24 protein-coding genes are annotated in these 25,652 nt (G+C 61.0%); all 24 read left to right on the top strand.

The genetic code is table 11. From position 1 onward, the window contains the following. The 24 genes from GPK39_RS07490 to GPK39_RS07605 all read left to right on the top strand — a co-directional run bounded on the left by GPK39_RS07490 (position 1) and on the right by GPK39_RS07605 (position 25,652). Positions 1-909, top strand: coding sequence for a dihydroorotate dehydrogenase (locus tag GPK39_RS07490; RefSeq protein WP_215674885.1), 909 nt, complete (start codon positions 1-3; stop codon positions 907-909). After that, positions 903-1,619 carry an orotidine-5'-phosphate decarboxylase gene (gene pyrF, locus GPK39_RS07495; RefSeq protein WP_022094720.1) on the top strand — a complete coding sequence of 239 codons (717 nt, stop codon included), beginning with the start codon at positions 903-905 and terminating at the stop codon, positions 1,617-1,619. Before GPK39_RS07490 ends, pyrF begins: the two co-directional genes overlap by 7 nt. Before the next feature lie 239 nt (positions 1,620-1,858). Then, positions 1,859-2,167, top strand: a complete 309-nt coding sequence (mihF, locus tag GPK39_RS07500; RefSeq protein WP_006236130.1) for an integration host factor, actinobacterial type — start codon at positions 1,859-1,861, stop codon at positions 2,165-2,167. Next, positions 2,168-2,737, top strand: a complete 570-nt coding sequence (gene gmk, locus GPK39_RS07505) for a guanylate kinase (RefSeq protein WP_006236131.1) — start codon at positions 2,168-2,170, stop codon at positions 2,735-2,737. It begins immediately after the preceding gene. Positions 2,738-2,742: 5 nt separating this feature from the next. After that, complete coding sequence (locus GPK39_RS07510; protein ID WP_035138532.1) at positions 2,743-3,024, top strand: DNA-directed RNA polymerase subunit omega; 282 nt, start codon at positions 2,743-2,745, stop codon at positions 3,022-3,024. Then, positions 3,025-4,269 carry a tRNA uracil 4-sulfurtransferase ThiI gene (gene thiI, locus GPK39_RS07515; RefSeq protein ID WP_022094718.1) on the top strand — a complete coding sequence of 415 codons (1,245 nt, stop codon included), beginning with the start codon at positions 3,025-3,027 and terminating at the stop codon, positions 4,267-4,269. Between the two features lie 135 nt (positions 4,270-4,404). Continuing rightward, positions 4,405-5,196, top strand: coding sequence for a ComEA family DNA-binding protein (locus GPK39_RS07520; protein WP_215674747.1), 792 nt, complete (start codon positions 4,405-4,407; stop codon positions 5,194-5,196). Further along, positions 5,193-7,496, top strand: coding sequence for a DNA internalization-related competence protein ComEC/Rec2 (locus GPK39_RS07525; protein ID WP_215674749.1), 2,304 nt, complete (start codon positions 5,193-5,195; stop codon positions 7,494-7,496). Before GPK39_RS07520 ends, GPK39_RS07525 begins: the two co-directional genes overlap by 4 nt. A gap of 78 nt (positions 7,497-7,574) precedes the next feature. Continuing rightward, the gene (holA, locus tag GPK39_RS07530) at positions 7,575-8,537 is read left to right on the top strand and encodes a DNA polymerase III subunit delta (protein ID WP_215674752.1); all 963 of its coding nucleotides are present in this window, start codon (positions 7,575-7,577) and stop codon (positions 8,535-8,537) included. Between the two features lie 133 nt (positions 8,538-8,670). After that, on the top strand, positions 8,671-8,937 hold the full coding sequence (gene rpsT / locus GPK39_RS07535) for a 30S ribosomal protein S20 (protein WP_022094714.1): 267 nt from the start codon (positions 8,671-8,673) through the stop codon (positions 8,935-8,937). 96 nt (positions 8,938-9,033) lie between these two features. Next, positions 9,034-10,845 carry a translation elongation factor 4 gene (gene lepA, locus GPK39_RS07540; protein WP_117848629.1) on the top strand — a complete coding sequence of 604 codons (1,812 nt, stop codon included), beginning with the start codon at positions 9,034-9,036 and terminating at the stop codon, positions 10,843-10,845. A 4-nt stretch (positions 10,846-10,849) separates the two neighbouring features. Next, a complete protein-coding gene (dusB, locus tag GPK39_RS07545) occupies positions 10,850-11,893 on the top strand; it encodes a tRNA dihydrouridine synthase DusB (protein WP_215674754.1) in 1,044 nt (347 codons plus the stop codon). A 2-nt stretch (positions 11,894-11,895) separates the two neighbouring features. Continuing rightward, positions 11,896-13,128 carry a radical SAM family heme chaperone HemW gene (gene hemW / locus GPK39_RS07550; protein WP_215674756.1) on the top strand — a complete coding sequence of 411 codons (1,233 nt, stop codon included), beginning with the start codon at positions 11,896-11,898 and terminating at the stop codon, positions 13,126-13,128. A gap of 58 nt (positions 13,129-13,186) precedes the next feature. Next, positions 13,187-14,290 (top strand): DnaJ domain-containing protein, encoded by a 1,104-nt coding sequence (locus GPK39_RS07555; protein ID WP_215674759.1) that lies wholly within the window; start codon positions 13,187-13,189, stop codon positions 14,288-14,290. 81 nt (positions 14,291-14,371) lie between these two features. After that, positions 14,372-15,520, top strand: a complete 1,149-nt coding sequence (gene dnaJ / locus GPK39_RS07560; RefSeq protein ID WP_035138517.1) for a molecular chaperone DnaJ — start codon at positions 14,372-14,374, stop codon at positions 15,518-15,520. Positions 15,521-15,529: 9 nt separating this feature from the next. Continuing rightward, entirely contained in the window at positions 15,530-16,822 is a 1,293-nt protein-coding gene (locus tag GPK39_RS07565) for a MiaB/RimO family radical SAM methylthiotransferase (protein ID WP_215674761.1), read from the top strand. After that, on the top strand, positions 16,803-17,789 hold the full coding sequence (locus GPK39_RS07570) for a PhoH family protein (protein WP_215674763.1): 987 nt from the start codon (positions 16,803-16,805) through the stop codon (positions 17,787-17,789). Before GPK39_RS07565 ends, GPK39_RS07570 begins: the two co-directional genes overlap by 20 nt. Continuing rightward, positions 17,786-18,295 carry an rRNA maturation RNase YbeY gene (gene ybeY, locus GPK39_RS07575; RefSeq protein ID WP_117564282.1) on the top strand — a complete coding sequence of 170 codons (510 nt, stop codon included), beginning with the start codon at positions 17,786-17,788 and terminating at the stop codon, positions 18,293-18,295. Before GPK39_RS07570 ends, ybeY begins: the two co-directional genes overlap by 4 nt. A gap of 9 nt (positions 18,296-18,304) precedes the next feature. Continuing rightward, on the top strand, positions 18,305-18,682 hold the full coding sequence (locus GPK39_RS07580) for a diacylglycerol kinase family protein (protein ID WP_195239272.1): 378 nt from the start codon (positions 18,305-18,307) through the stop codon (positions 18,680-18,682). A 12-nt stretch (positions 18,683-18,694) separates the two neighbouring features. After that, on the top strand, positions 18,695-19,762 hold the full coding sequence (gene era / locus GPK39_RS07585) for a GTPase Era (protein ID WP_215674765.1): 1,068 nt from the start codon (positions 18,695-18,697) through the stop codon (positions 19,760-19,762). Between the two features lie 15 nt (positions 19,763-19,777). Further along, on the top strand, positions 19,778-20,527 hold the full coding sequence (gene recO / locus GPK39_RS07590) for a DNA repair protein RecO (RefSeq protein ID WP_215674767.1): 750 nt from the start codon (positions 19,778-19,780) through the stop codon (positions 20,525-20,527). Positions 20,528-20,665: 138 nt separating this feature from the next. Then, positions 20,666-20,944, top strand: a complete 279-nt coding sequence (gene rpsO, locus GPK39_RS07595; protein WP_035138510.1) for a 30S ribosomal protein S15 — start codon at positions 20,666-20,668, stop codon at positions 20,942-20,944. 150 nt (positions 20,945-21,094) lie between these two features. Continuing rightward, positions 21,095-23,341 carry a polyribonucleotide nucleotidyltransferase gene (locus tag GPK39_RS07600; protein ID WP_055309899.1) on the top strand — a complete coding sequence of 749 codons (2,247 nt, stop codon included), beginning with the start codon at positions 21,095-21,097 and terminating at the stop codon, positions 23,339-23,341. 640 nt (positions 23,342-23,981) lie between these two features. Continuing rightward, positions 23,982-25,652, top strand: coding sequence for a ribonuclease J (locus tag GPK39_RS07605; RefSeq protein ID WP_006235967.1), 1,671 nt, complete (start codon positions 23,982-23,984; stop codon positions 25,650-25,652).

Genomic DNA, 25,652 nt, shown 5'->3' on the forward strand with positions numbered 1-25,652 from the left:
ATGGCCGTCGATTTCGGCGGCGTCAAGATGCAAAACCCCATCAACACCGCAGCCGGTACCTTTGGCTACGGCTGGCAGTTCCAGAACTTCTTTGATGTCTCCCAGCTGGGTGCCATCACCACCAAGGGTTGCGCAGCCGAGCCCTGGCCCGGCAACCCCGCGCCCCGCATGGCCGAGGTTCCCGGCGGTATGATCAACTCCGTGGGCCTTCAGAACCCCGGCGTGGCTGCCTTTGCCCGCGAGTCCGGCCCGTGGCTCGAACAGCTGTCCAAGGACGGCTGCCAGGTCATCTGTCAGGTTGCCGGCCACTCCGTTGACGAGTTTGTCCGCGCGCTTGAGATGTATGTCGAGCTGTGCCCCTGGGCTGCCGGCTACGAGATCAACGTGAGCTGCCCTAATATCGCCGCCGGCGGCGCCGCCATGGGCTCTACGCCCGAGGGCGCCTCATCCGTTATGGCTGCCTGCCGCAAGGTGACCGATAAGCCGCTGTTCGTGAAGATGGCGCCGGTCAACGTCGCCGAGATTGCCAAGGCCCTCGAGGCTGCCGGCGCCGACGGCCTTTCGGTCATCAACTCCATTCAGGGCATGGCCATCGACGTCCATACCCGCAAGTCCCGCGTGGCAAAGCCCAAGGGCGGCCTTTCGGGCCCGCTGTGCCACCACATCGCCGTGCGCATGGTCTGGGAGGTCGCCCAGGCCGTCGATATCCCCATCAACGGTGTCGGCGGTGTCATGACCGGCGAGGATGCGGCCGAGTTTATCCTGGCCGGCGCCACCTGCGTGTCGGTCGGCATGGCCAACTTCGTCGATCCGTGCGCTTCGCTCAAGATCGCGCACGAGCTCGAGGCCTGGGCCGAGTCCCAGGGCGTGAAGGACATCAACGAACTGGTAGGTGCTTTCGAATGCTAGAGACCGATGCCCGCGACCGCGTAATCGTCGCTCTCGACTGCGACCGCGAGCGTGCGCTCGAGCTCGCCCACGAGCTTTCGGGCCATGCCGCCTGGCTCAAGGTTGGTATGACGCTCTATTACGCCGAGGGTCCCCAGATCGTCAAGACATTCAAGGACCTGGGCTTTAAGGTCTTCCTTGACCTTAAGTTCCATGATATTCCGCATCAGGTTCGCGGTGCCGCCCGTTCGGCCTCGCTTGCCGGTGCCGACCTGCTCTCGGTTCACGGCTTGGGTTCGGGCGCCATGCTCGCTGCCTGCCGCGAGGGTGCCGAGGAGGCGCGCGAGGACCGCGCCAAGCTCGTCGCCATCACCGTGCTCACGAGCATGAATCAGGATGCCTTGAGCGAGATCGGCGTCGAGTCGCCCGTGGCCGAGGAGGCCGCCCGCCTGGCAAAGCTCGCTCAGGCCAACGGCATCGATGGCATCGTGTGCTCGCCGATGGAGGCTCACGACATGCGTGAGCTGCTGGGCCCTGATGCCCTGATCGTGACTCCGGGTGTGCGTCCGGTGGGTGCCGCCCTTGGTGACCAGTCCCGCGTGGCGACGCCTTCCCAGGCTATCGAGCGCGGTGCGAGCCACATTGTGGTGGGCCGTCCCATCACCGGCGCCGACGATCCGGTTGCCGCCTTTGACGCCATTGTCGCCGAGCTGGTCGAAAACGTCGCGTAAAAGATTCCCCTAAGTCACCACTTTTGGGTCTCATTAGCACAAAATAGCCCCTGTGCCTGCGTAAACTTTCCCATCCTTTGTGTGGAATCGCAGGTCAGGGGCTTAACTTTGGGCGCAGTATATTGCACTTTTTGCGGGTATCGTCTAACCTATGGAGCCGCGATTGGGCATTTTGTACGTTCTACGTGCTAAAATGCCAATTATTGAATCAGATATAACCTAACTTTTTGGAGGTACGAATGGCACTCCCTCAGCTTACCGATGAGCAGCGCAAGCAGGCTCTTGAGAAGGCTGCTGCCGCACGTCACGCCCGCGCTGAGCTTCGCGAGCAGATTAAGAAGGGCGAGAAGTCCCTCGAGTCCGTGCTCAACTCCGATGACCCCATCGCTTCCCGCATGAAGGTTTCCACCCTCATCGAGTCTCTCCCTGGTTATGGCAAGGCCAAGGCCGCCAAGATCATGGAGGAGCTCGGTATCTCCGCTACCCGTCGCGTCCAGGGCCTCGGCGTCCGTCAGCGCGAGCAGCTCCTCGAGCAGCTGACCAAATAAGTGAGCGCTCAGGATTCCAAGCTCTTTGTGATTTCTGGACCGTCAGGCGCAGGCAAGGGTACGCTCGTCACTCGTGTGCGCGAGCGCCGCTCGAACCTGGGCCTGACGGTTTCGGCTACCACGCGAGCACCACGCAAAGGTGAGGTCGACGGCGTCAACTACTTTTTTCTGACGCGCGAGGAGTTCGACCGCCGCGTGGCAAACGGTGAGTTTGTTGAGTGGGCCGAGGTCCACGGTAACTGCTACGGCACGTTGGTGAGCGAGGTCACATCCAAGCTCGCCTCTGGCGCATCTCTGATTTTGGAGATCGATGTCCAGGGCGCCCTGCAGGTGAAGGAGCGTTTCCCCGAGGCCGTGCTGATCTTTATCAAGCCGCCTTCGCTTGAGGTGCTCCGCGAGCGTCTAGTCGGTCGCGGTACCGAGACGCCCGAGACGATTGAGCTGCGTATGGCAAACGCCGCCGATGAGCTTGCCCTTGCCGACCGCTACGACGACGTCGTGGTAAATGACGATCTCGACCGCGCGACCGATGAGCTCGTTCGCGTTCTCGATATGCATGAAAGGATCTGAGGTCCGTGTCCGTTGTAAAGCCTTGCATTGACGATCTTCTGGAGAAGACCGATCACAACCGCTTCCTGCTCGCTTCGCTTGCCTCCAAGCGCGCCTGCGACATCAATAGCATGCTGCGTGGCCAGCACAACCGCGTGCTTGCCGTCCAGGATGTCGATGACATCACCATCGGGCTTTCCGGTGCCGACACTATCTCGATGGCTATGGACGAGATTGTCGACGGTGACATCTCTTACGACGAGGCCCGTTACGAGAAGGCGCTCGGCCACAAGGTTGCTGAAGCCTAAATGGCGGCTCGCGTCTGCCTGGTCCACTATCACGAGGTTGGACTGAAGGGTAAGAACCGCGCACATTTTGAGCATATCCTCATGGATAACATCAAGGCGGCCTTGGCCGCCTTTTCCGTGAATGCCGTGTCTCGAATTTCCGGTTATATCCTCGTGACCTTTAACGAGCATCAGGCCGATGAGGCGGCGCGTGTCATTCGCACCGTTCCCGGCGTTGCTCGTGTGTCTTTGGCGTATCACACTAACCGCGACCCGCAGGAGTACTGTGCCGCCGCCGTCAAGGCGCTGCGCGAGTTTGGTCCTTTCGATTCGTTTAAGGTGCACGCCAAGCGCTCCAATACCGACTATGAGCTCACCTCGATTGATATCAATCGTCAGGTGGGCGAGGTACTGTGCGAGGCCTTCCCCGATAAAAAGGTTCAAATGCACGACCCCGATGCGATGGTGCACGTACTGGTGGTCCAGGGTAGCGTCTACGTGTATGCGCGCTCCGAGCGTGGCGTGGGCGGTCTGCCGGTGGGTTCTGCCGGCAAGGTCGTGACGCTGTTGTCGTCGGGTATCGATTCTCCGGTGGCGACCTGGATGCTCGCGCGTCGCGGCGCGGTGTGCGTGCCGGTACATTTCTCCGGTCGTCCGCAGACGCCCGACACGAGCGAGTATTTGGTGCAGGACATCATCCGTGCGCTTGAGCCGGGTGTCCAGATCGGCCGCCTGTACGTGGTGCCGTTTGGCGACTGCCAGCGTGAGATTTCGGTCACCTGTCCCAGCAACCTGCGCGTGATCATGTATCGCCGCATTATGTATTCGGTTGCCGAGCGCATTGCACACATCGAGGGCGCCAAGGCCATCGTTACGGGCGAATCGCTTGGGCAGGTTGCCTCCCAAACGCTTGAGAACATCATGGCCGTCAACGAGGCTGTGAAGATCCCCGTGTTCCGCCCTCTCATCGGTTCGGACAAGCAGGAGATCATCGCGCGCGCCGAGGAGATCGGTACGTTCGATATCTCGACTGAGGCCGCTCCCGACTGCTGCACGCTCTTTATGCCGCGCCGTCCCGAGACGCACGCTAAACTCGATGCCGTTCATGAGGCCTGGGAGTTGTTCGATCACGAGGAGATGATCGAGCGCCTGCTCAAGCAGACCGAGTACATCGACTTTGAGAGCAACACGTATAAGGCCCCCAAGACCTTAAAACGCAAACATTCGGAGCTTGCTCCGCGTGAGATTTACCAAGATCACGAGTAAATATGTGCATAGACCGACGATGCGTCTGCATCGTCGGTCTTTTGCTATCTGAGCATTTTGCAGCTAAGTGTTCATTTGCTGACGTGTGCCTGAATAAATGGACAGATTTGTGCAAGGTTTTGGTCAGCTTTTGGTTTGACCGAGAAAACCGGTTTTGGGGCGTGGCTGTTGTGGAACTCCTTTCCTGACACGATGGTGTTGGGAGGTTTTGCTATGGCGCAGCGCGAACAACACGAACGGGTCAAAAAGATGGACCGCTGGGCGGACAAGCTGTTCGGTCATAAGGCAGTGTTGATGGCGATACTGGTCGTCATTGCGATGGCGAGCGGCTTGGCGATGGCGAACCTTGGCGGCGGTGCCGGCGGTGTGTCGTTTGAGCGCACTGACGGTTCAGGCTCGTTGGTGAAGCCGGGATCCGGCGATGCCTCGAGCGGAAAGGTATCCGAAGGCTCTTCGACAAAGGCTTCTGCCGCGGCAGAGGTTTATGTCGATGTTGATGGCGCCGTTGTGTCGCCCGGCGTATATCGCCTCAAGGACGGCGCGCGGGTGGCTCAGGCGATTGATGCCGCCGGCGGGCTGGCGCCCGAGGCAGACGTTACGGGGCTCAATCGGGCATCTAAGGTCACTGATGGACAAAAAATTCACGTTCCAACGGTAGGGGAACAGCAGGCGTCCATTGCGGAAGCCGGTGTTGATGGTGGGGCTTCCGCATCATCGGGCGTGAGTGGCGCAACAGGCCTAGTAAACATCAATACGGCAAGTGCGGCAGAGCTGCAGACGCTCTCGGGCATCGGCCCCTCCATGGCCCAGTCGATTATCGATGAGCGTACAAAGAACGGTGCTTTTGCCTCGGTTGACGATTTGATGCGTGTGTCGGGAATCGGCGAGAAGAAGCTTGCCAAAATCAAAGATTGCATCTGCGTATGAGTGCGACAGAGCGCGAGCATGTGATGCCTCCGCGGCCCTTGATGCCGTGGACGATGGCTCTGTGTGCCGGCGTGTGCATGAGCTGCGCCTTGGTGCTCAACGTGGCCGCTGATGTGCTGCTGAGGGAGCAGGCGCCGGCGGTCGGGCTGCTATGGGCCATTCCATTTGCGGCGGCGGTATTCGTTGTGCTGGCTCAATCTTGTGCGCGGCTTGCCCCTTTGAAGCGGTGGCTGTATGCCGCGTCCGTCGGTCTCGTGGCGGGAGCGGTCGTCTCGGCGTGGTGGGCTGTGGGTGCGCTCAGCGCCTCGAAGGCGCTCGACGGTCGAGCGGCAAGCGGCCTCGAGTTTGTCGTGCAGGGCGATCCATCCATAAACGACGACGTGTATTCCTATACCTGCGAGGCACGCGCGGACGGTAAGAACTTGGCAACGGTTCGCCTAACGTGTGACCGCGAGCTCAAGTTTGGGGCGCACGTGCGTGTTATCGGTCGCGTTTCACGTTTTGAGAACGATGCGTATGGACGATCGCGAGCGCTCCGAGGCGAGGTGCGCAAGGTTAAAGCCGTTCGGATTTTGTCGGTCGATGAGGGCTCTCCGGGGCCGCTGCTTCGGTTGCGAAATGAGCTGCTTGCGTCCATTGCGCCTGCGACCGACCCGGCGCGTGCGCTCATAGCCGGTGTCGTCTGCGGTCGTTCGGCCGAGCTGCGCGCCCAGCAGGCGGGCGACTGGTTTTCGGTGACGGGTACGGCGCATCTTATCGCCGTCTCGGGCAGCCATTTGGCTATCGTGGGGTTTGTAATCGAGGGCGTATTGCAAAAGATTCGCATCTCACGTGGCTTTCAGCGGGTGATATTGGCGATAACGCTTGTGGGCTACGCTGCCTTTACGGGCGCTTCGCCCTCGGCCGTGCGCGCGTGCTGCATGGTGTTCGCGACGCTTGTCGTAAACGGCGCAGGGCGTCGCCGGCACGGCGCATCGGCGCTCTTCGTAACCATGTCCATCTTTGTGCTACTGCGGCCGACGGTGCTGTTCGAGATGGGTTTTCAACTTTCATGCGCCAGCGTTTTTGCTATTCTGTGCTTTTGCTCCTATGCGACCTACGCTTTGGGTGAGCTGGGTGTGCCATCGGGCATCGCCAGTATGCTTTCCGTCACACTGTGCTCGCAGTTGGCGACGCTCCCCATTACCATTCCTGCCTTCGGTACGTTCTCGCTCATTGCTCCGCTGGCAAATGCGGTCATCGGTCCGGTGGTGAGCGTACTGCTTGCTGTTTCGATCGTGTTGGTTCCCTTTTCGCTCGTGGCACCATTGCGGACTTGGGCGCTCGTTGTGCCCATGATTGCCGCCCGTTGCGCGCTGTTCTTCGAGCAGCTGTTTGCCGCCGTGCCGGGTGCATCCGTGAGTGCGTCGCCCGATAGCATGTGGATTTACCTAGTGCCGTGTATGCTGGCGGTTCTGCTGATCTGGTGGCCGCGTCCCCGTGCACGTCCTATGGCGGCGGGGCTTGCATGCCTGGTGCTCTTGGCTGCTATTCCGTACGTCTACTGGGATCGATTCGCTCCGCCTTCGGTGACGGTACTCGATGTGGGCCAGGCCGATGCGATTCTTATCCGCGAGGGCGGCGCAGTAGCGCTCGTCGACTGCGGGCTCGACGAACGCGTGGTAGCGGCGTTGGTTCGCAATAACGTGCACCATATCGATGCCGTCTTTGTTACGCATTGGGATGAGGACCACTGGGGTGGTCTGCCTGCCGTGCTCGAACAGTTTTCGGTCGGAACGATTGCCGTGGCGGCGGATGCGCTGGAGGATGCTCCTGTCGAGGTATTGAACAGACCTGGCGTGGAGTATCGGCAGGTGCGCCGTGGGGATACGGTCGACATCGGCTCATTTTGCGCCCGCGTGATGTGGCCATTCGAGTCCGTGGATGGCGAGGGAAATGAGGACTCGCTTGTCCTGCTGCTCTCTTATGCTCAGGAAGGCAAGAGCCTGCGCATGCTCCTCATCGGTGATGCCGAGCTCGATCAAGAACGGGAATTCGTGCAGGAAGTGGGAGATATCGATGTACTTAAACTTGGGCATCACGGCTCTAAGGTTTCAGTCGATGGTGAGTTGCTGGACGTCCTGAAGCCCGAGCTTTCCCTCGCGAGCGCGGGCGAGGGGAATCGATACGGCCATCCGTCCGATGCCTGCATCGATGCCGTTAAGGAAGCGGGCGGCGTGTTCGCGTGCACCATCGAACACGGCGACATTACCGTCACGCCAACTGCGAATGGCTTTGCGATGCGATGCCAGCGACCGTGACGACGTCGTTGGCGTGTGGTGGGCCCCTGGGCTAGAATGGCACGGAACGAATACGAAGGCCTGCGGGAGGGGAGCGCAATGTCCGAAACCGGTCTGCTGCCGGCATATCTGATCGTCGGTACCGACGGAGTCAAGCGCGATCACGCCGTCTCGCGTATGAAAGCGCGTCTGGAAAAGTCGGGTATGGTCGAGTTTAACCTCGACGAGCGCGACATGACTAAGGACCCCGATATCGAGTCCATTATCGGATCGCTTAACACCTTTCCGATGGGCAGCGAGTTTCGCCTGGTAATCCTTGATGGCTGCTCAAAGCTCGCTAAAGCTGTCTCGGAGCCGCTCGTCGAGTACCTCGCAAGTCCCAGCCCCACAACGGTCTGCCTCATCATCGCCGACTCGCTTGCCAAGAACACGCGCCTGTATAAGGCGATCGCCAAGATCGACAAGAAGGCCGTGATCGATTGCTCCGTCACCAAGCGCTGGGAGCTACCGCGCCGCGTTCAGCAGATGGCGACGCAGCATGGCAAGTCGATCTCGACGGCGGCAGCCGAGGAACTCGTCTCGCGTTCGGGTGAAAACACTCGCATGCTCGATAACGACTTGGCTAAGCTTGCCCAGATGGTCGAGGCGCCCCAGATTGAGCTTGCCGACGTTGAGCGCTGGATTGTACGTACGGCCGAGGTTCAGCCTTGGGACTTTCTCAATGCGGTCTCGGCCCGTGACATGCGCCGCTCGCTCGAGCTCTTCAATCTACTGCCCGCCAAGAGCTACGTGTGGACTTACACATTGCTGTGCGGCCGTATTCGCGAGCTTATCGTTGCCAAGGCGCTCGATGCGCGCGGACAGGGTCGTGAGCTGGCCGCAACGCTTAAGCTTCAGTCCTGGCAGGTCAAGAATCACCTGACCTGGGCTCGCCGCTTTTCGATGGCAGAGCTCGTCGCAGTGCTCGAGGGAGCGGTCGATGTGGAGCTCGCGCTCAAGGGTTCGGCCGATTCTGAGACCGCGCTTTTGCTCTGGATTACGAACATCTTGAGAAAATCGTGATGATACCTGCCTATTTGACAAATTCGTTCTATCCCTTTGAGGGGGAGCGTGCTATAGTAGGCGCTTGCATGACCTCACCGTGTCTCAGAGGTGTCATACATTTTTTGCAAGGAACTCGAAAGGAACTCCAGAAGTGGCAAACATCAAGTCTCAGAAGAAGCGTATCCGCACCAATGAGGCAGCTCGCATGCGTAACAAGGCTGTCAAGTCCGAGCTCAAGACGCTGACCAAGCACGTCCAGTCCGCCGTCGCCGAGGGCGACGCCGAGAAGGCCCAGGCTGCCCTCAAGACCGTCACCAAGCGTCTCGACATGGCTGCCGCCAAGCATGTTATCCACAAGAACCAGGCTTCCAACCGCAAGTCCGGTCTTGCCAAGCTCGTGAACAGCATCAACGCCTAAGTTGTAAATTTCACACCACACAGATTACGCGCATAAATGGAGCCTGTTTTATGGAACAGGCTCCATTTTTTGTACCGCTCGGGTAAGATAGTCCGCATGAATACTTCAATTGACATTTCCCACATCCGCAACTTCTCAATCGTTGCGCACATCGACCATGGCAAGTCCACGATCAGTGACCGCATCCTCGAGCTCACCCATACCGTCGACGAGCGCGATATGGAGTCGCAACTGCTCGACACCATGGATATCGAGCGCGAGCGCGGCATCACGATCAAGTCCAATGCCGTTCGCGTTTCCTATGACGCCGACGATGGTGAGACGTATCAGTTCAACCTGATCGATACACCGGGCCACGTGGACTTTACCTATGAGGTCTCGCGCTCGCTGGCCGCCTGTGAGGGCGCGGTGCTCGTCGTCGACGCCACGCAGGGCGTCGAGGCGCAGACCGTCTCCAACGCGACACTCGCCATGAACGCCAACCTGGATATCGTGCCCGCCATCAACAAGATCGACCTGCCGTCGGCACATCCCGACGAGGTTAAGACCGAGATCGAGGATGATCTGGCGATTCCTGCCGACGATGCCGTATGCGTATCGGGCAAGACCGGCGAGGGTATCCACGATCTGCTGGAGTCCATTGTCTTTTTGATCTCTCCGCCCAAGGGCGATGCTAACGCGCCGCTCAAGGCGCTTATCCTGGATTCGTATTTCGATGAGTACCGCGGCGTCGTTGCCACGGTCCGCGTCTTTGACGGATCCATCAAAAAGGGCGATACCCTGCGCATGATGCAGGCCGAGGGTGACTTCTTGGTCGACGGCGTGGGCGTCAAGCGTCCCGCCGAGACGCCGGTAGACGCACTGACGGTCGGCGAGGTGGGCTACGTGGTCACGGGCCTGAAGGATCCCGAGGCCGTGCACGTGGGCGATACCCTCACGTGGGCGTCGAATCCCTGCCCCGAGCCGCTTCCCGGCTACCGCGAGGCCAAGCCCATGGTCTATACGGGCCTGTTCCCGATCGACAACAAGGATTACGAGAACCTGCGCGACGCTCTCGATAAGCTGCATGTCAACGACCCGTCGTTGGTGTGGGAGCCCGAGACCTCGGTGGCGCTCGGCTTTGGCTTCCGCGTGGGCTTCTTGGGCCTGTTGCATATGGAGGTCGTCAAGGAGCGCCTGGAGCGCGAGTTCAATCTGGATTTGATTGCCACGAGCCCTTCGGTGGACTATCACGTCTACAAGACCGACGGCGAGATGATTGATGTCCGCAGCCCGCAAGATCTGCCCGAGGCTACGCGCATCGAGCGCATCGAGGAGCCTTACCTCAAGGCCAAGATTATCTGCCCGCCCGAGTATACGGGTGCCGTCATGCAGCTCGCCATCGAGCACCGCGGCATTACGACCGACATGATCCATCTCACGAGCAAATCGGTCGAGATGCGGTTTGACATGCCGCTTGCCGAGCTCATCCTGGACTTCTTTGACCAGCTCAAGAGCCGTACCAAGGGCTATGCCTCGCTCGACTATGAGTTCAACGAGTATCGTCCCTCCGAGCTCGTCAAGCTCGATATCCTGCTTTCGGGCGATGAGGTGGACGCGCTTTCGTTTATCGTGCACAAGGACAAGGCCTATGGCCTGGCACGCGGTCTGTGCGACAAGCTCAAGGAAATCATTCCGCGCCAGCTGTTCGAGGTGCCTATTCAGGGCGCCATCGGCAACAAGATTATCGCCCGCTCCACCGTCAAGGCGCGCCGCAAGGACGTTTTGGCCAAGTGCTATGGCGGCGATATCTCGCGTAAGCGCAAACTGCTCGAGAAGCAGAAAGAGGGCAAGAAGCGCATGAAGGCCATCGGTTCGGTCGAGGTCCCGCAGGAGGCCTTTATGGCGATCCTCAAGGTGGACGAGTAAGTCCATGGCGCTTTGTGAATACAGTACGCGGTTGCTGGGTGCCTATGCCGAGCAGCCGTTCCTTATGGCTCCCATGGCCGGCGTGACCGACCCTGCCTACCGCATCATGTGCCGCCGCCGCGGTGCCAACCTTGCCTATAGCGAGATGGTGAGCGTGGCGGGCCTTGCCTATGCCAGCAACAAGACCTGGCGCCTGGTGCTACCGGCCGACGAGGAGCAGCGGATTTGCGTGCAGCTCTTTGGCTCCAAGCCCGAGCAGTTTGCGAGTGCCGTCGCTGCTGTCGAGGAACGCGTGGGTGATCGCCTGTCATTGATTGATATCAACATGGCTTGTCCGGCGCGCAAGGTCGTTACCAAGGGCGAGGGCTCGGCGCTTATGCGCACGCCCGATCTGGCCGAGAAGATCGTCGAGGCGGCGGTGGGCGCGGCACATGTGCCCGTGACTGTAAAGATCCGCAAGGGCTTTTATGCCGAGGACCGTAATGCCGCGACGTTTGCCCAGATGCTCGAAGGCGCCGGTGCCGCCGCAGTCGCCGTGCACGGTCGTTGTGCCACGCAGCTCTATACGGGCCAGGCCGATTGGTCTGTCGTCGATGAGGTTGCCGACGCTGTCGAGATTCCCGTGATTGGTTCGGGTGATGTGTTCTCGGCCGAGGACGCTGCTGAGCATCTGCAAGGCTCGGGTGCCAGCGCGGTGTTTATCGCGCGCGGCATCTACGGCAATCCGTGGGTGTTCGGTGATGCTCGCGCCCTTGCGCTCGATGGCACGCCGGTTCCTTCTCGCTCCTCGGTCGAGCGCCTGGAGGCTCTGCGTGAGCACCTGACGTTGACGCACGAGCTTCTGCCGCTTATGTCGCGCGCCCGTACGTACGCGAGCTGGTATCTAAAGGGCATGCCCCATGCCGCCGCCTGGCGCGCTCAGGTGGTGCGCTGCTCCACGTACGAGGAGTTTATGGTGCTGGTCGATGATATCGAGCGCGATGTGGTGGCCTGCGAGGCTGCCCTTGCCGCCGGCGAATCGGTGCCCCCTCATCCGCTGGAGGCTTAAGGGTGGCCGTTACCGCGCTGTACGTGCACGTGCCGTTTTGCGCCCAAAAGTGCCGGTACTGCGACTTTGACTCGCGCAGTTTTTCTCCGTGCGACCTGAGTGCTGCGCTCGATGTCTATTTTGAGCAGTTGTTCGCGCGCCTCGATGCTTTTGGCAAGGCTGGGGCCCTTGACCATATCCGCACCGTCTATGTTGGCGGCGGTACGCCGTCGCTGGCGGGGGAGCGCCTGGTGGAGCTGGCGCGGCGTATTCGTGCGTGGTGCGCCCCCGTTGAGTTTACCTGCGAGGCCAATCCCGAGTCGCTGACCGCCGAGCTTGCCACTGCGCTTGCCAAGGTTGGTGTCACACGCGTCTCTCTGGGCGTGCAAACGCTCGATAACACCGAACTTACCGCCATCGGCCGTATTCACGATGCCGATCGGGCGTTTGCCGCCATCGCGACGGTCAAGAACTCTGGGCTTGACGTGTCGTGCGACCTTATGTGCGGACTTCCCGGGCAGACCGCGGCGAGTTGGAAGCGCACGCTCGATGGCGTGCTGGCGGCGGCTCCGCATCATGTGTCGGTCTACCCGCTCACGCTTGAGGAGGGGACGCCCCTTTATCGCATGGCGTGCCGCGACGAGTCGCTCGAGCCTGATGAGGATTTTCAGGCCGCATGCATGGACGTGGCACGCGAGCTCCTGGGTGCCGCCGGCTATCACCCGTATGAGGTGGCGAGCTACGCGCTCGACGGCCATGAGTGCGCCCATAACATTGCCTACTGGACCGGACGGGGCTACCTGGGCCTGGGTCGTTCTGCCGCGGGCATGCTCGACGCCGAGGATTTCGACCGTCTTACAGGTTTGTTCCCCGGCGTGTTTTCTCGAGGCGATTCGTACCGCGTGCGTCTGGTGCAACGTGACGATGACGCGATGGCGTTCGAGGCCGAATATCTGTCGCAGCGTGAGGCTGCGGCCGAAGACCTGATGCTTGCTTGCCGCATGACGCGCGGTGTCGCGTCCGACCTGCTGGTTTGCGCGGCTCGTGTCATCCCGGCCGATGAGCTGACAGCCGCCTGCGATCGCGCACTCGAATTGGGTCTTGCCACTTGGGTGCCCGAGACGTTCGGGGTCCATGAGGGACCCTTCACTTCGGCAGATGTCGTCGCGGGCCATGTTCGAGCTCGTCTGGCGCCGACCCACTTGGGCTGGCTCGATGGAAATGTTCTGTTCGAGCTGTTTTGGGATCTAGCTTAGGCCGCTCGGGTAGAATTACCGGAATATATACGCTGCTGTGAGCAGGAGGTTGCCGCGCATGGCGACGATGAACGAAAAAGATTACTACGAGATTCTGGGTGTCTCCAAGGACGCCACCTCGCGTGATATTCAAAAGGCCTTTCAGCAAAAGGCCCGCAAGCTCCATCCGGACGTCAACAAAGAGCCGGATGCCGAGGAAAAGTTTAAAGAGGTTTCCGAGGCCTACGCCGTGCTTTCGGATGAGCAAAAACGTGCGCGCTACGACGCTATGCGCTCTGGCAATCCCTTTGCGGGTGCACCTTCGGCCTCGCCCTACGGTGGCGGCTATGCCGGCGGCGCCGGGTACGGCAATCCTTTTGAGGGTGGTTTTCCCTTTGGTGGAGCCTGGGGCCAGCCGCGTCGCGGGCAGGCTGCCTATAATCCCGAGAACGGCGCCAACGTGGTCGTCGATATTAAGCTCGACGCCAAGGAGGCCAAGGGCGGTGCCCGCAAGACCGTCCGCTACACGCGCTTCGATACCTGCGGTCATTGCGGTGGCTCGGGCTCCGTTTCGTCTGAGCATGCCCATACCTGCCCGAGCTGCGGTGGTCGCGGCCACATCGATGTCGACCTGTCCTTTCTGTTTGGTGCCGGCACGTTCCAGTCGGTCTGCCCTGAGTGCGGTGGCTCCGGTAAGGTCGTCGCCGACCCCTGTCCCGATTGCGGCGGCAGCGGGCGGACCCGTGTGACCTCCGAGCAGACGATTGAGTTTCCCGCCGGCACGCACGATGGCGACGAGGTCCGTATTGGCGGCATGGGTCATGCCGGCACCAACGGCGCCTCTGGCGGTGATCTGGTCGGTCGCGCCCATGTTGAGGCCGAGCGCCTGGAAGGCAAGGCCCGTACCGGTTTTTACCTGATGGGCATCGTGGCGCCGTTTTTGGTGCTATCGGCCATCTCGGGCGTGTTCTCGGCCTTTGCCGTGATGTGCTTTATTCCGTTTGCCATGGGCCTGTTCATGGTGCTCTCGGACGGCGTGCTGCACCGCAGCCTGCTGTGGTGGAAGCGCGGCGCGATGCAGTTTGCCAACGGTTTTGCCAACGGATTTATGTTTGCGCTCGTGTCGGTTTGGTTTGCGAGCTGCTCGCAACGTGCCATGCTTTCACCCTACGCAATGCAATAACATCAAACCCTCTGTTTGCGGCCGGCCCAGCTTGGGTATAGGACGCACTGTGACAATAATGAAAGTCGGAAGGATTCGGTCGTGTCGGAAAATAGGGATTACTACGAGGTGCTTGGCGTCGACAAGGATGCCGACGCGCGGACGATTAAGCGCGCGTTTCTAAAGAAGGCCCGTACCGTACACCCGGACGTTTCGGACGACCCCGAGGCCGAGGCCAAGTTCAAAGAGCTCAACGAGGCATATTCCGTTCTTTCCGATGAGCAGAAGCGTGCTAACTACGACCGTTACGGCATTGCCGACGGCCCTGGTGGTTCGGGCTACGTCGACATTAACGATATCTTTGGCGGCATGGGCATGGACGACCTCTTCTCGTCGTTCTTTGGCGGCGGTGCCGGCGGTGGCGCCCGAAATCGCCGTGAGCGTCGTCGCGGCCGCGACATGGCCATCTCCCTTTCGGTGACGCTCGAGGAGGCGGCACTCGGGTGCAAAAAGACGATCAGCTATGACCGCCTTGCTCCCTGTGAGGATTGCAATGGCACCGGTAGGGCCGAGGGCGCGCAGGAAAAGCAGTGCAGCCGCTGCCACGGCACGGGCTATGTCACGACGGTCCAGCGTTCGTTCCTGGGCCAGGTTCAGTCCTCTTCGCCTTGTCCCGACTGCCACGGCGAGGGCACGGTCATCGATCATCCCTGCGAGACCTGCGACGGTCAGGGCCGCACGCCTTCGCATGAAAAGATCGACATCGATATCCCCGCCGGCGTTTCGACCGGTCGCCAGCTGCGCGTGAGCGGCTTTGGCGAGGCTGGCCTTCGCGGCGAGCCCTCGGGCGACCTGATCGTCAACGTGCGCGTCGCCGACCACGAGCGTTTTAAGCGCAACGGTGACGACCTGTACCTCGTTAGCGATATTTCGATTGCGCAGGCAGCGCTCGGCTGCGAGATCGAGGTCGAGGGCATTATGCCCGATGAGGTCGTCAAGGTGACGGTCCCTGCTGGTACACAGTACGGCGACACCGTGAGCGTCAATAATTACGGCATGCCGCGCATTGGCGGTGGCGGTTCGCGTGGTCGCCTGATCGTGCAACTGCGCGTGGTCGTTCCCACCAATCTTTCCAATAAGCAACACGAGCTGCTCCGTGCTTTTGCCGATGAGATGGGCGATGACGTCGCTTCCGGTAAGAAGTCGGTGACCGACCGTATCAAGAGTGCCCTCGACGATATCCTCGATTAAGGAGCCCGCGTGCTCGCACCCCATATTTCCGTCGTCAACCTCGGCTGCCGCGTCAACCGGGTTGAGTCTGACCGTATCACTGCCGATCTTATGCGCCTGGGCTTTGCTATTGTGGATCCCCAGGATGCCGATCTGATCGTCATTAACACCTGTGCCGTTACGGGCGAGGCCGAGGCCAAGACCCGTAAGGCCGTCCGTCATGCGCTGGCCCATCCAAACGAGCCCTATGTGCTCGTGACCGGATGCGTGGTCAATTTGCATCCCGAGGAGCTGTCGGAGCTTTCGGATCGCGTGATTGCCGAGCCGTCCAAGATAGATGTCGCCGAGCGCGTCTGCGAGGTACTGGGTGTCGAATCCGATAGCGTTCCCGCCTGCAGCGATGGCGAGGTGGTCGATGCGCTCGGTCGCTCTCGCCTGGGCGTGAAGATTCAGGATGGCTGCAACCATCGCTGCACCTATTGCATTGTGTGGAAGGCGCGCGGCCCCGAGCGCTCCGTGCCCGTCGAGTCCGTGCTCGAGCAAGTTCGCGAGGCCCAGGAGGCCGGCGTGCCCGAGGTGGTGCTGACCGGTGTGAACCTGGGTGCCTACGATGGCAAGAGCGCGACCGACGAGCACGTCGAAATCGATGAGCTGCTCGAGGCCATCATGGAGCGCACGTCTATTCCGCATGTGCGCATTTCCTCGGTCGAGCCCATGGATATCTCCGAGCGCCTGCTTAAGGTTATGGCGCGCTTTCCGCAGCGTATCGCCCCGTTTTTGCACCTGCCCGTGCAGTCCGGCTGCACGGCGACCCTGCATCGCATGGGCCGTCCCTATAGTGCGGAGGCCTTTGAGGACACGGTGCGTATGATTCGCGCCAATCTGCCGCAGGCGTCACTTTCTTGCGACGTTATTGTCGGCTTCCCTGGCGAGACGGACGAGGAGTTCGAGGAGTCGCTGGCGCTGTGCCGCCGTGTGGGTTTCTCGCGTATGCACGTGTTCCGCTACAGCAAGCGTCCCGGTACCCTTGCTGCCGACATGCCCGACCAGGTTCCGCCCGAGGTTATGGCCGAGCGCAGCCGCCGTATGCGGGCCGCCGCACAGGAGCTCGCTATTGCCGACGCTCGCCGTCGCGTGGGCACGGTCGAGCGTGCCGTGCTCGAGTATGGCGACAACCTGACGCTCGGCTCGTTCCATCATGCCCGTCTTGACGATACCTGTGGACTTACAGCCCCGTGCCTGCTCGATGTTGCTATCATCGGAGTCGATGATTCCGGCTTGGTCCATGCACGCAGGGAGGTTCATGGAAGCCTCGAAGATTAGACTTACCGTTCCCGAGGGGATTGATCCCTCGCGCGTTTTGGGCGCCGGCGACGGCGTCCTTCGTGCGCTCGAGAGTTTGGTTCGCGCTCATGTGGTCGCCCGTGGCGATAGCATCTCCGTGAGCGGCGACCCGGACGAGGTCGAACTCGTGGCGCGCTTTTTCGAGCACGCTTTTTGCGAGGCGGCCGCCGGGCGCACGCTGTCTGCCGACGATGTCTCTCGCTGCCTGGCCGTCTTGCGCGACGGTGAGCACGAGGCTACGTCGCTTCGCGATGACGTGCTGCTTTCGTATCGCGGCCGCGTCATTCGCCCCAAGACGCTCGGCCAAAAGCGCTATGTGGATGCCATCCGCACGCATACCATCACGTTTGGCCTGGGTCCTGCCGGCACCGGTAAGACCTATCTGGCCATGGCGCTCGCCGTTGCCGCGCTCAAGCGTCACGAGGTGGGCCGTCTGATCTTGACGCGTCCGGTTGTCGAGGCGGGGGAGAATCTGGGCTTTTTGCCCGGCACCCTCGAGGAAAAGATCGATCCCTACATGCGTCCGCTCTACGACGCCCTTTTTGACATGATGGATCGCGAGCGCACCGATGAGCTTATGGAGCGCGGCGTGATCGAGATCGCCCCGCTTGCCTACATGCGCGGCCGCACGCTGAGCGATGCCTTCGTGGTGCTCGACGAGGCGCAAAATACCACGCCCGAGCAGATGAAGATGTTCCTGACACGCCTTGGGTTCAACTCCAAGTTCGTGATTACCGGCGACCTGAGCCAGCGTGACCTGGTGGGTCGTCGCGGCGGTCTTGCCGACGTTGAGCAGATTTTGGGTCGTGTCGACGATGTCGCATTTTCGCACCTCGAGCGCGCCGACGTGGTGCGCCATGCCCTGGTGGGGCGTATCGTCGAGGCATATGATGCTTATGATGACGTGCGCGAGCAGCGCCCGCGCGACCGAAAGGAGTCCCGTTGAGTGTATTGATCAGCAACGATGCCGAGCTCGATACGCTGCTCGACGCGCAGGAGGTGGAGCACATCTGCGAGGTTGTGCTTGCCGCCGAGGGCGTTGAGCGTGAAGTCGAGATTTCCCTTTCGTATGTCGACGAGGACGAGATGCACGAGCTCAACCACGAGTGGCGCGGTATCGACCGCACCACCGATGTGCTCTCGTTTGAATGCGACTCGGCCTTTGACGAGGATATTCCCGCCGACGAGACGCTCGAGCTCGGCGATATCATCTTGGCCCCGCAGGTTATTGCCCGTCAGGCCCCCGGTTTTGGCAATAGCCCCGCTGACGAGTGTCGTCTGATGCTCGTACACGGCATGCTGCACCTGCTGGGCTATGACCATATCGAGGACGACGAGGCCGAGGTCATGGAGGCCCGCGAGGACGCCATCCTGCGCGATCTGGCGCTCGAGCGCGGCGAGGACCCCAAGCTAGTCCACGTCGGCCCCATCACCAACCACGCCCACGACTAGGAGCCGTCTATGATTCCCGGATCGAACAAGGACCATCCGTCCTTCTTAAAGTCGTTTTCCTACGCCATGGAGGGCTTCGTCACCGCCGTCAAGACCGAGCGCAACATTAAGGTCATGCTCTTGGCGGGCGTGTGCACCGTCATTGCCGGCTGTATCGTGGGCCTTGACATTGCCGAGTGGGCCACGATTATCATCTGTTGTGGCCTGGTGATTCACGGCGAGCTGTGCAACACCGCTATGGAGGCTATCGTCGACCTAGCGACCCAGGAGCTCCATCCGCTGGCCAAGCGTGCGAAGGACATCGCCGCCGCCTCTGTATACATTCTTTCCATCACCGCCGCGATTGTGGGCGTGCTGGTATTTGCCCACGCGCTCGGCTTTATTTAGAAAGGGATTCCCATGTCCGACAATATGCAGCCTACCGATGAGATCCTGGACGACGAGACTTTGGACGCGGTGGATACCGAGGGGCTCGAGGATGTCGAGGAGTTCGACCCGTTTGAGGGCATGAGCGATGAGGAGCTCGACGCCCTGTGCGACGAGGATGAGAACCTCGCGGGCTTTGGTGACGTGGAACCCGGTTTCCGCAGCGGCTTTGTGGCCCTGGTCGGACGCCCCAACGCCGGCAAGTCCACGCTGCTCAACGCCTGTTACGGCAAGAAGGTCGCCATTACCTCGCCGGTGGCCCAGACGACTCGCCGCCGTATGCGCGCCGTCGTCAACCGCCCCGGCTACCAGCTGGTCTTTGTCGATACCCCGGGTATCCATAAGCCCAAGGACGGTCTGGGATCCGAGCTCAACAAGAGTGCACTGTTCGAGCTGAACGATGTCGATGTCGTCGCGTTTTTGATTGATGCCACCAAGCCCATCGGCAGGGGAGACGCCTGGGTTGCCGAGCGTGTCAGATGCGCTCGTTGCAAGAAGGTCCTGGTGCTCACTAAGGCCGATGAGGCCGACCCCGCACAGGTCATGGAGCAGCTTAAGGCTGCCCACGAGCTTATGGAATATGACGACGAGATTGTGACGTCGTCGGTTAAGAACTTCAACGTCGATGCCTTTATAGAGACCGTTGCGCACTTTTTGCCCGAGGGTCCGCGTTGGTTCCCCGAGGACATGGGTACCGACGCTTCCGATGAGACGCTCGTTGCCGAGTTTGTGCGCGAGAAGGTCTTGCGCCGCACCCGTGATGAGATTCCGCACTCCGTTGGCGTGATCTGCGATGCGCTCGAGCAGACCAAGAAGGTGCTGCGCGTGCACGCCACCATTTACGTCGAGCGCGAGGGCCAAAAGGGCATCATCATCGGCAAGGGCGGCGAGATGATCAAGCATATCGGTATCGACGCCCGCCGCGATCTTGAGCGCATCTTTGGCACGCAGGTCTTTTTGGAGCTGGACGTGAAGGTCAAGGCCGGCTGGCGTGACGACGAGGCCCAGATTCGCCGCTTTGGCTACAACGCCGAGGACTAAGGACGCGCGGCGCGCATGGCAGGCTCCCGGACATATCGCACGAAGGTGCTCGTCCTCGATAAGACGAAGCTCAAAGAGACGGACCTGATCCTGACGATGCTTGACGAGCGGGGTCGACAGGTTCGTGCCGTGGCAAAGGGTGCGCGTAAGCCCGGCGGGCGGTTGGCGGCGCGCTGCGAGCTGTTCTGTACCGTTGATATGCTGCTTGCGCATGGACGGTCACTCGACGTGGTTTCCCAGGCCGAGCTTATGGAGGCGCCGCTCGGCGCTGCGCCCGATTACGAGACGACTTGCGCCGCAAGCGCGATCGCCGAGGTCGCACGCGTGTGCTCGTTCGAGGACGCCGAGGACCCGTTTACCTTTGCCATTACGCAACGGGCGCTTACCCTGGTCGGCAGCGGGCTCGACGCTGCGCATATGGATTTACTTGTGGCGGCATATGTCTTTAAGCTGCTGTCGCACGTTGGCTATCGACCAGATTTTTCGGCCTGCGTGCTGTGCGGAGACCCCATGCTGTCGTATTTTTCACCACAGGCGGGCGGGCTCATGTGCGGATCGTGCGCGTCGAGCGTTCCGGGTGCCGAGCTGGTATCGACTGGTGAGGTCGCATGGCTTCGCGCCCTCATGTCCATGACCTTCGATGCGCTCATGGCCGAGCGAATCGACCCGCATACGGCGGCATTCTTGCTCGGGCTTTCGCATGTTTGGGCTGCGACGCACACCGATCAGCGCCTCCGTGCGATGGAATTCATGTTGGGTCGGTGATGATGCGCAGGGGCGGGCTGCTTGTGGTAACATATCGGCCTGTTGGTACCTCGATCTTGGTTGCTCGCTCCACCGGCGGCTTCCCAGTCCGAGGCGAATCGAGTCGCCCGTGGGCGACGTTAAACGAAAGGTGAAACAATGACTGTTTCCAAAGAGCGCAAGGCTGAGCTGACTGCCCAGTTCGGTAACACCCCGGTCGACACCGGCAACCCCAAGGTTCAGGTCGCCATCCTGTCCGAGCGCATCAAGGAGCTGACCGAGCACATGAAGTCCCACCAGAAGGACTTCCACACCCGTCGTGGCCTGCTCATGCTCGTCGGCCGTCGTCGTCGTCTTCTCTCCTACATCAAGAAGAACGACATCGTCGAGTACCGTGAGCTCATCAAGGCTCTGGGCATTCGCGACAATATTCAGTAGCGAACTTGTACATGCTAAGAGCGTCCTGCATGCGGGACGCTCTTTTTGTGTAAGGGCGTGAACAATCACGCTCTGAAGCGTGGCGGGGGCAGGGGGCCCGCGTCACATGAGAAGCCCGCAGGCAAGGGGCCTGTGGGGTAAAGGAGAACAATGACACTCGTATCCAAGACCTTTGAGCTGTACGGCAAGACCTACACCTTTGAGTCCGGCGAGCTTGCCAAGCAGGCCACTGGCGCCTGTCTGGTCAAGCAGGGCGACACCACGATGCTCGATACCGTGGTCGTCTCCAAGGAGCGCAAGAACTATGACTTCTTCCCGCTGACCGTCGACTTCAACGAGAAGATGTACGCTGCCGGCCGCATCCCGGGTGGCTACCTCAAGCGTGAGGGCCGTCCCAGCGAGAAGGCCACGCTCACCGCTCGCATGATCGACCGTCCGATTCGCCCGAGCTTCCCGGACGGCTTCCGCAACGAGGTACACATTGTCGCTACCTCGCTCGTCGCCGACCAGGTCAACCCCTTCGACGTCATCAACGTCATGGGTGCCTCCCTGGCCATGACGCTCGGCGGCGTGCCCTTCGAGGGCCCGCTTGCCTGCGTGCGCATCGGCCGTAACGTGGAGACCGGCGAGTTTATCGTCAACCCCACCTACGAGGAGCGCGAGAACTCCGATCTGGACCTGGAGCTGGGCGGATCCGCCGACTTCATCTCGATGGTCGAGGCCGGCGCCGAGGAGATCTCCGAGGACGACATGCTCGCCGCTATGAAGTTTGGCCAGGAGGCCCTTGCTGCTTTCTGCCAGGCTCAGGACGAGTTCGTCGCCGAGTGGGAGCAGGTCAACGGCCCCATCGTCAAGAAGGAGTACCCGCTCGACCAGCCCGTCGAGGAGGTCCAGGAGCGCATCTTCGCCCACTACGACGAGATGGCTGCCGCCCTTCGCGACGCCGACAAGCTCTCCCGTATCGGTAAGGTCGAGGCTCTGAAGGAGTCCATCCGCGCCGAGTTCACCGAGGAGGAGCAGGCCGCTTGGGAGCGCGAGATCCCCGTGGCGCTCAAGAAGCTCGAGAAGAAGGCCATGCGCACCATGGTCGTCGAGACCGGCGAGCGCGTCGACGGCCGTGCCGCCGACGAGATCCGTCCCATCATGGTGAAGGACAACTACCTGCCGCTCGTTCACGGCTCTGGTCTGTTCCAGCGTGGCCAGACCCAGGTGCTTTCTGTCCTGTCGCTCGGTATGCTCAACGAGGGCCAGCGTCTGGATACCATCGAGCCCACCGAGGGCAAGCGCTACATGCACCACTACAACTTCCCGCCGTTCTGCACCGGCGAGACCGGCCGCATGGGCAGCCCCAAGCGCCGCGAGATCGGCCATGGCAACCTGGCCGAGCGCGCCCTGCTTCCGGTGCTCCCCGACGAGAACGAGTTCCCCTACGCCATCCGCGTGGTCTCCGAGGTCATGGAGTCCAACGGCTCCTCTTCGATGGCTTCGACCTGCGGCTCTACGCTCGCCCTTATGGACGGCGGCGTGCCCATTAAGCGCCCGGTCTCCGGTATCGCCATGGGCCTGATCCAGGAGGAGGGCAAGACCGTGGTCCTGTCCGACATCCAGGGTCTCGAGGACTTCCTGGGCGACATGGACTTTAAGGTCACCGGCACCACCGAGGGCATCACCGCCCTGCAGATGGACAACAAGGCCACCGGCCTCACCTTCGACATCCTGGCCCGCGCTCTGCAACAGGCCAAGGAGGGTCGCGCCTTCATCCTGCAGAAGATGCTCGATGTGATTCCCGAGCCGCGCCACACCACGCGCAGCACCGCTCCGCGCATCGTTTCCATCCAGGTTCCGACCGACAAGATCCGCGACGTCATCGGTTCCGGCGGTAAGGTCATCCGCGGTATCCAGGACGAGACCGGCGCCTCGGTCGACATCCAGGAGGACGGCACCGTCTTTGTCGGCGGCACCGGCGAGTCCGTCGACCAGGCCGTCGAGCGTATCAAGCTCATCATCAAGGTTCCCGAGCCGGGCGAGGAGTACACCGGTCGCGTGGTCTCCATCCAGCCCTTCGGCGCCTTCGTCAACCTGCTGCCCGGTAAGGACGGCCTGCTGCACATCTCCCGCGTCGCCAAGGGCCGCGTGGAGAAGGTCGAGGACGTCCTCAACGTGGGCGACGAGGTCAAGGTCGTCGTCATCGAGGTCGACGATCGTGGCAAGATTTCGCTCGATCGTCTGGACAAGCCCGAGGCCCCGGCTCGTGCCGAGGGTGCCTCTGAGGGCGACGGCGAGCACTTCCAGCGCCGTGAGCGTCCGCGTCGCGAGCGCTCCGAGCGCAGCGACCGTCCGCGCCGTCCCGGTGACAACGGAGGCCGCAAGCCCCGCCGTCACCACGACGCCGAGTAACAGCTAAACATAAGCAGCTCAACAAGGGCGACTCCTAAGGGGGTCGCCCTTTTGCTTGCGCCCGGGAGGGCCGCATATGAAGTTTCCTGCTCTACAGTCCTGCGCAAGACGGAAAGCACATTAAGTGCTTTCCTTTGCGTGCGGAACTCGCGATAAACTTCATATGCGTCCCTCCCGGGCGCAAGCAAAAGGGCTGGTTAGTGCCGCTCGCTATTTAGTTAGACAGTCTATTCAGTAGCCAGATTTCAGATCAGTAGATAGACGTAGCAGTATTTTCCCAGATAAAGCTGCCCAAAATAAACCTGGTCCCTTATTGGCAGTTTTCCCGTGGGGCGGGCACTGATGAAGTTTATCGCGAGTTCCGCACGAACAGGAGGCCACTTAATGTGGCCTCCGTCGTGAGCAGGACTGTAGAGCAGAAAACTTCATCAGTGCCCGCCCCACGGGAAACCGGCGGGATAGACCAGTTCAGATGGGGCTTTGATGCATGGGTGGTCTGTTGTTGTGCAAATGGGTATCATACTGTGGATATTGCATCGACTCTGTGATGCATGTTTGTACGTTCCCGGCGGTCGGTTTGCCAGAAGCGCCCCGTCGGTTGTTCCAGACCCGTTTCGAAGAAAGGAAACCACACTAACCTATGGCAGCTAAAAAATCATCTCCCTTGAAGATCATTCCGCTCGGCGGCCTTGACGGCATCGGCAAGAACATGACGGTCTTCGAGTGCGGCGACGACATGGTGCTCGTCGACGCTGGCCTCATGTTCCCCGACGACTCCCAGCCCGGTATCGACCTGGTGCTTCCTGACTACACCTACGTTCTTGAAAACGAGGAGAAGCTCCGCGGTATCGTCGTCACCCACGGCCACGAGGACCACACCGGTTCGCTTCCGTATCTACTGCAGGACCTCAACAACAAGGTGCCCATCTTCTCGAGCAAGCTGACGCTTGGCTTTATCGAGGGCAAGCTCTCTGAGTTCCGAATCCGCGCGCCCAAGTTCCGCGAGGTCAAGGGCGGAAGCCATGTCAATCTCGGTGGCATCTCGCTCGACTTCTTCTCGATGACGCACTCCATCCCCGGCGCTCTGGGCGTGTTCATTCGCACTAACCAGGGCACCGTTATGCACACCGGCGACTTTAAGCTCGACCAGACGCCCATCGACGGCGTTACGCCCGACTATGCCGCTATCAGCCGCTTTGCCAAGCAGGGTATCGACCTGCTGCTGTCCGACTCCACCAACGCCACGGTTCCCGGCTTTACCAAGTCCGAGGCCGAGGTTGGTCCCAACTTGCTGCACGCTATCAAGAACGCCCCGGGTCGCGTGTTCGTCGCGTCGTTCTCGAGCCATATCCATCGCCTGCAGCAGATCTGCGATGCCGCCCGCAAGTGCGGCCGTAAGGTCGTTGTGACCGGTCGCTCCATGCTCACGAACACCCGCGTGGCGCGTGAGCTGGGCTACCTCAACATCGACGATGCCGATATCATCGATGCCTTCGATATCGATAACCTGCCCGACGACAAGATCGTCGTCATGTGCACCGGTTCGCAGGGCGAGCCGCTGTCGGCCCTGTCCCGCATGGCCAACGGAGAGCACAAGACGCTCTCCATCCACGAGGGCGATACCGTTATCCTCTCGGCAACTCCCGTTCCTGGCAACGAGAAGGCCGTCCAGCAGGTCGTCAACAGTCTGGCCAAGCTCGGCTGCGACGTGTGGGATAAGAACCGCGCTCTCGTTCACGTCTCCGGTCACGGTAGCCAGGAGGAACTCAAGCTACTGATGGCCATGGCCAAGCCCACCTACTTTATGCCGGTTCACGGCGAGGCCGTGCATCTGCGTGCCCATGCCCAGCTTGCTCGTAAGATGGGCATCAAGGATGATCACATCTTTATCCTCGATAACGGCGACACGCTCGAGATGCGCGGCGGTATCGTCAAACGCGGTACGCCCGTCGAGTCCGGCGTCGTCTACGTCGACGGCCTGCGTATCGGCGATACCGACCCCATCGTCCTGCGCGATCGTCAGAAGCTCGCCAACGACGGTATGGTTACCGCTGTTGCCATCGTCTCGCTCAAGCACAAGAAGATCGAGGCCATCGAGTTCTCGGGCCGCGGCGTCTCGTTTGCCATCGACGACCAATTCTCCGAGGATGCCTCCGCGTCCATTATGAAGACGATCGAGAAGGGCAAGTTTAGCTTTACGAGCAGCGGTTCCGATGCCATTCGCAAGGCCGTGCGCGATTCGCTCTCTAACTTTATCTGGAGCCGTACGCGCACCCGTCCGATGATCATCCCGGTCGTCATGGAGGTTTAG

The organism is Collinsella aerofaciens (assembly GCF_018785245.1).
GTDB lineage: Bacteria > Actinomycetota > Coriobacteriia > Coriobacteriales > Coriobacteriaceae > Collinsella > Collinsella aerofaciens_AD.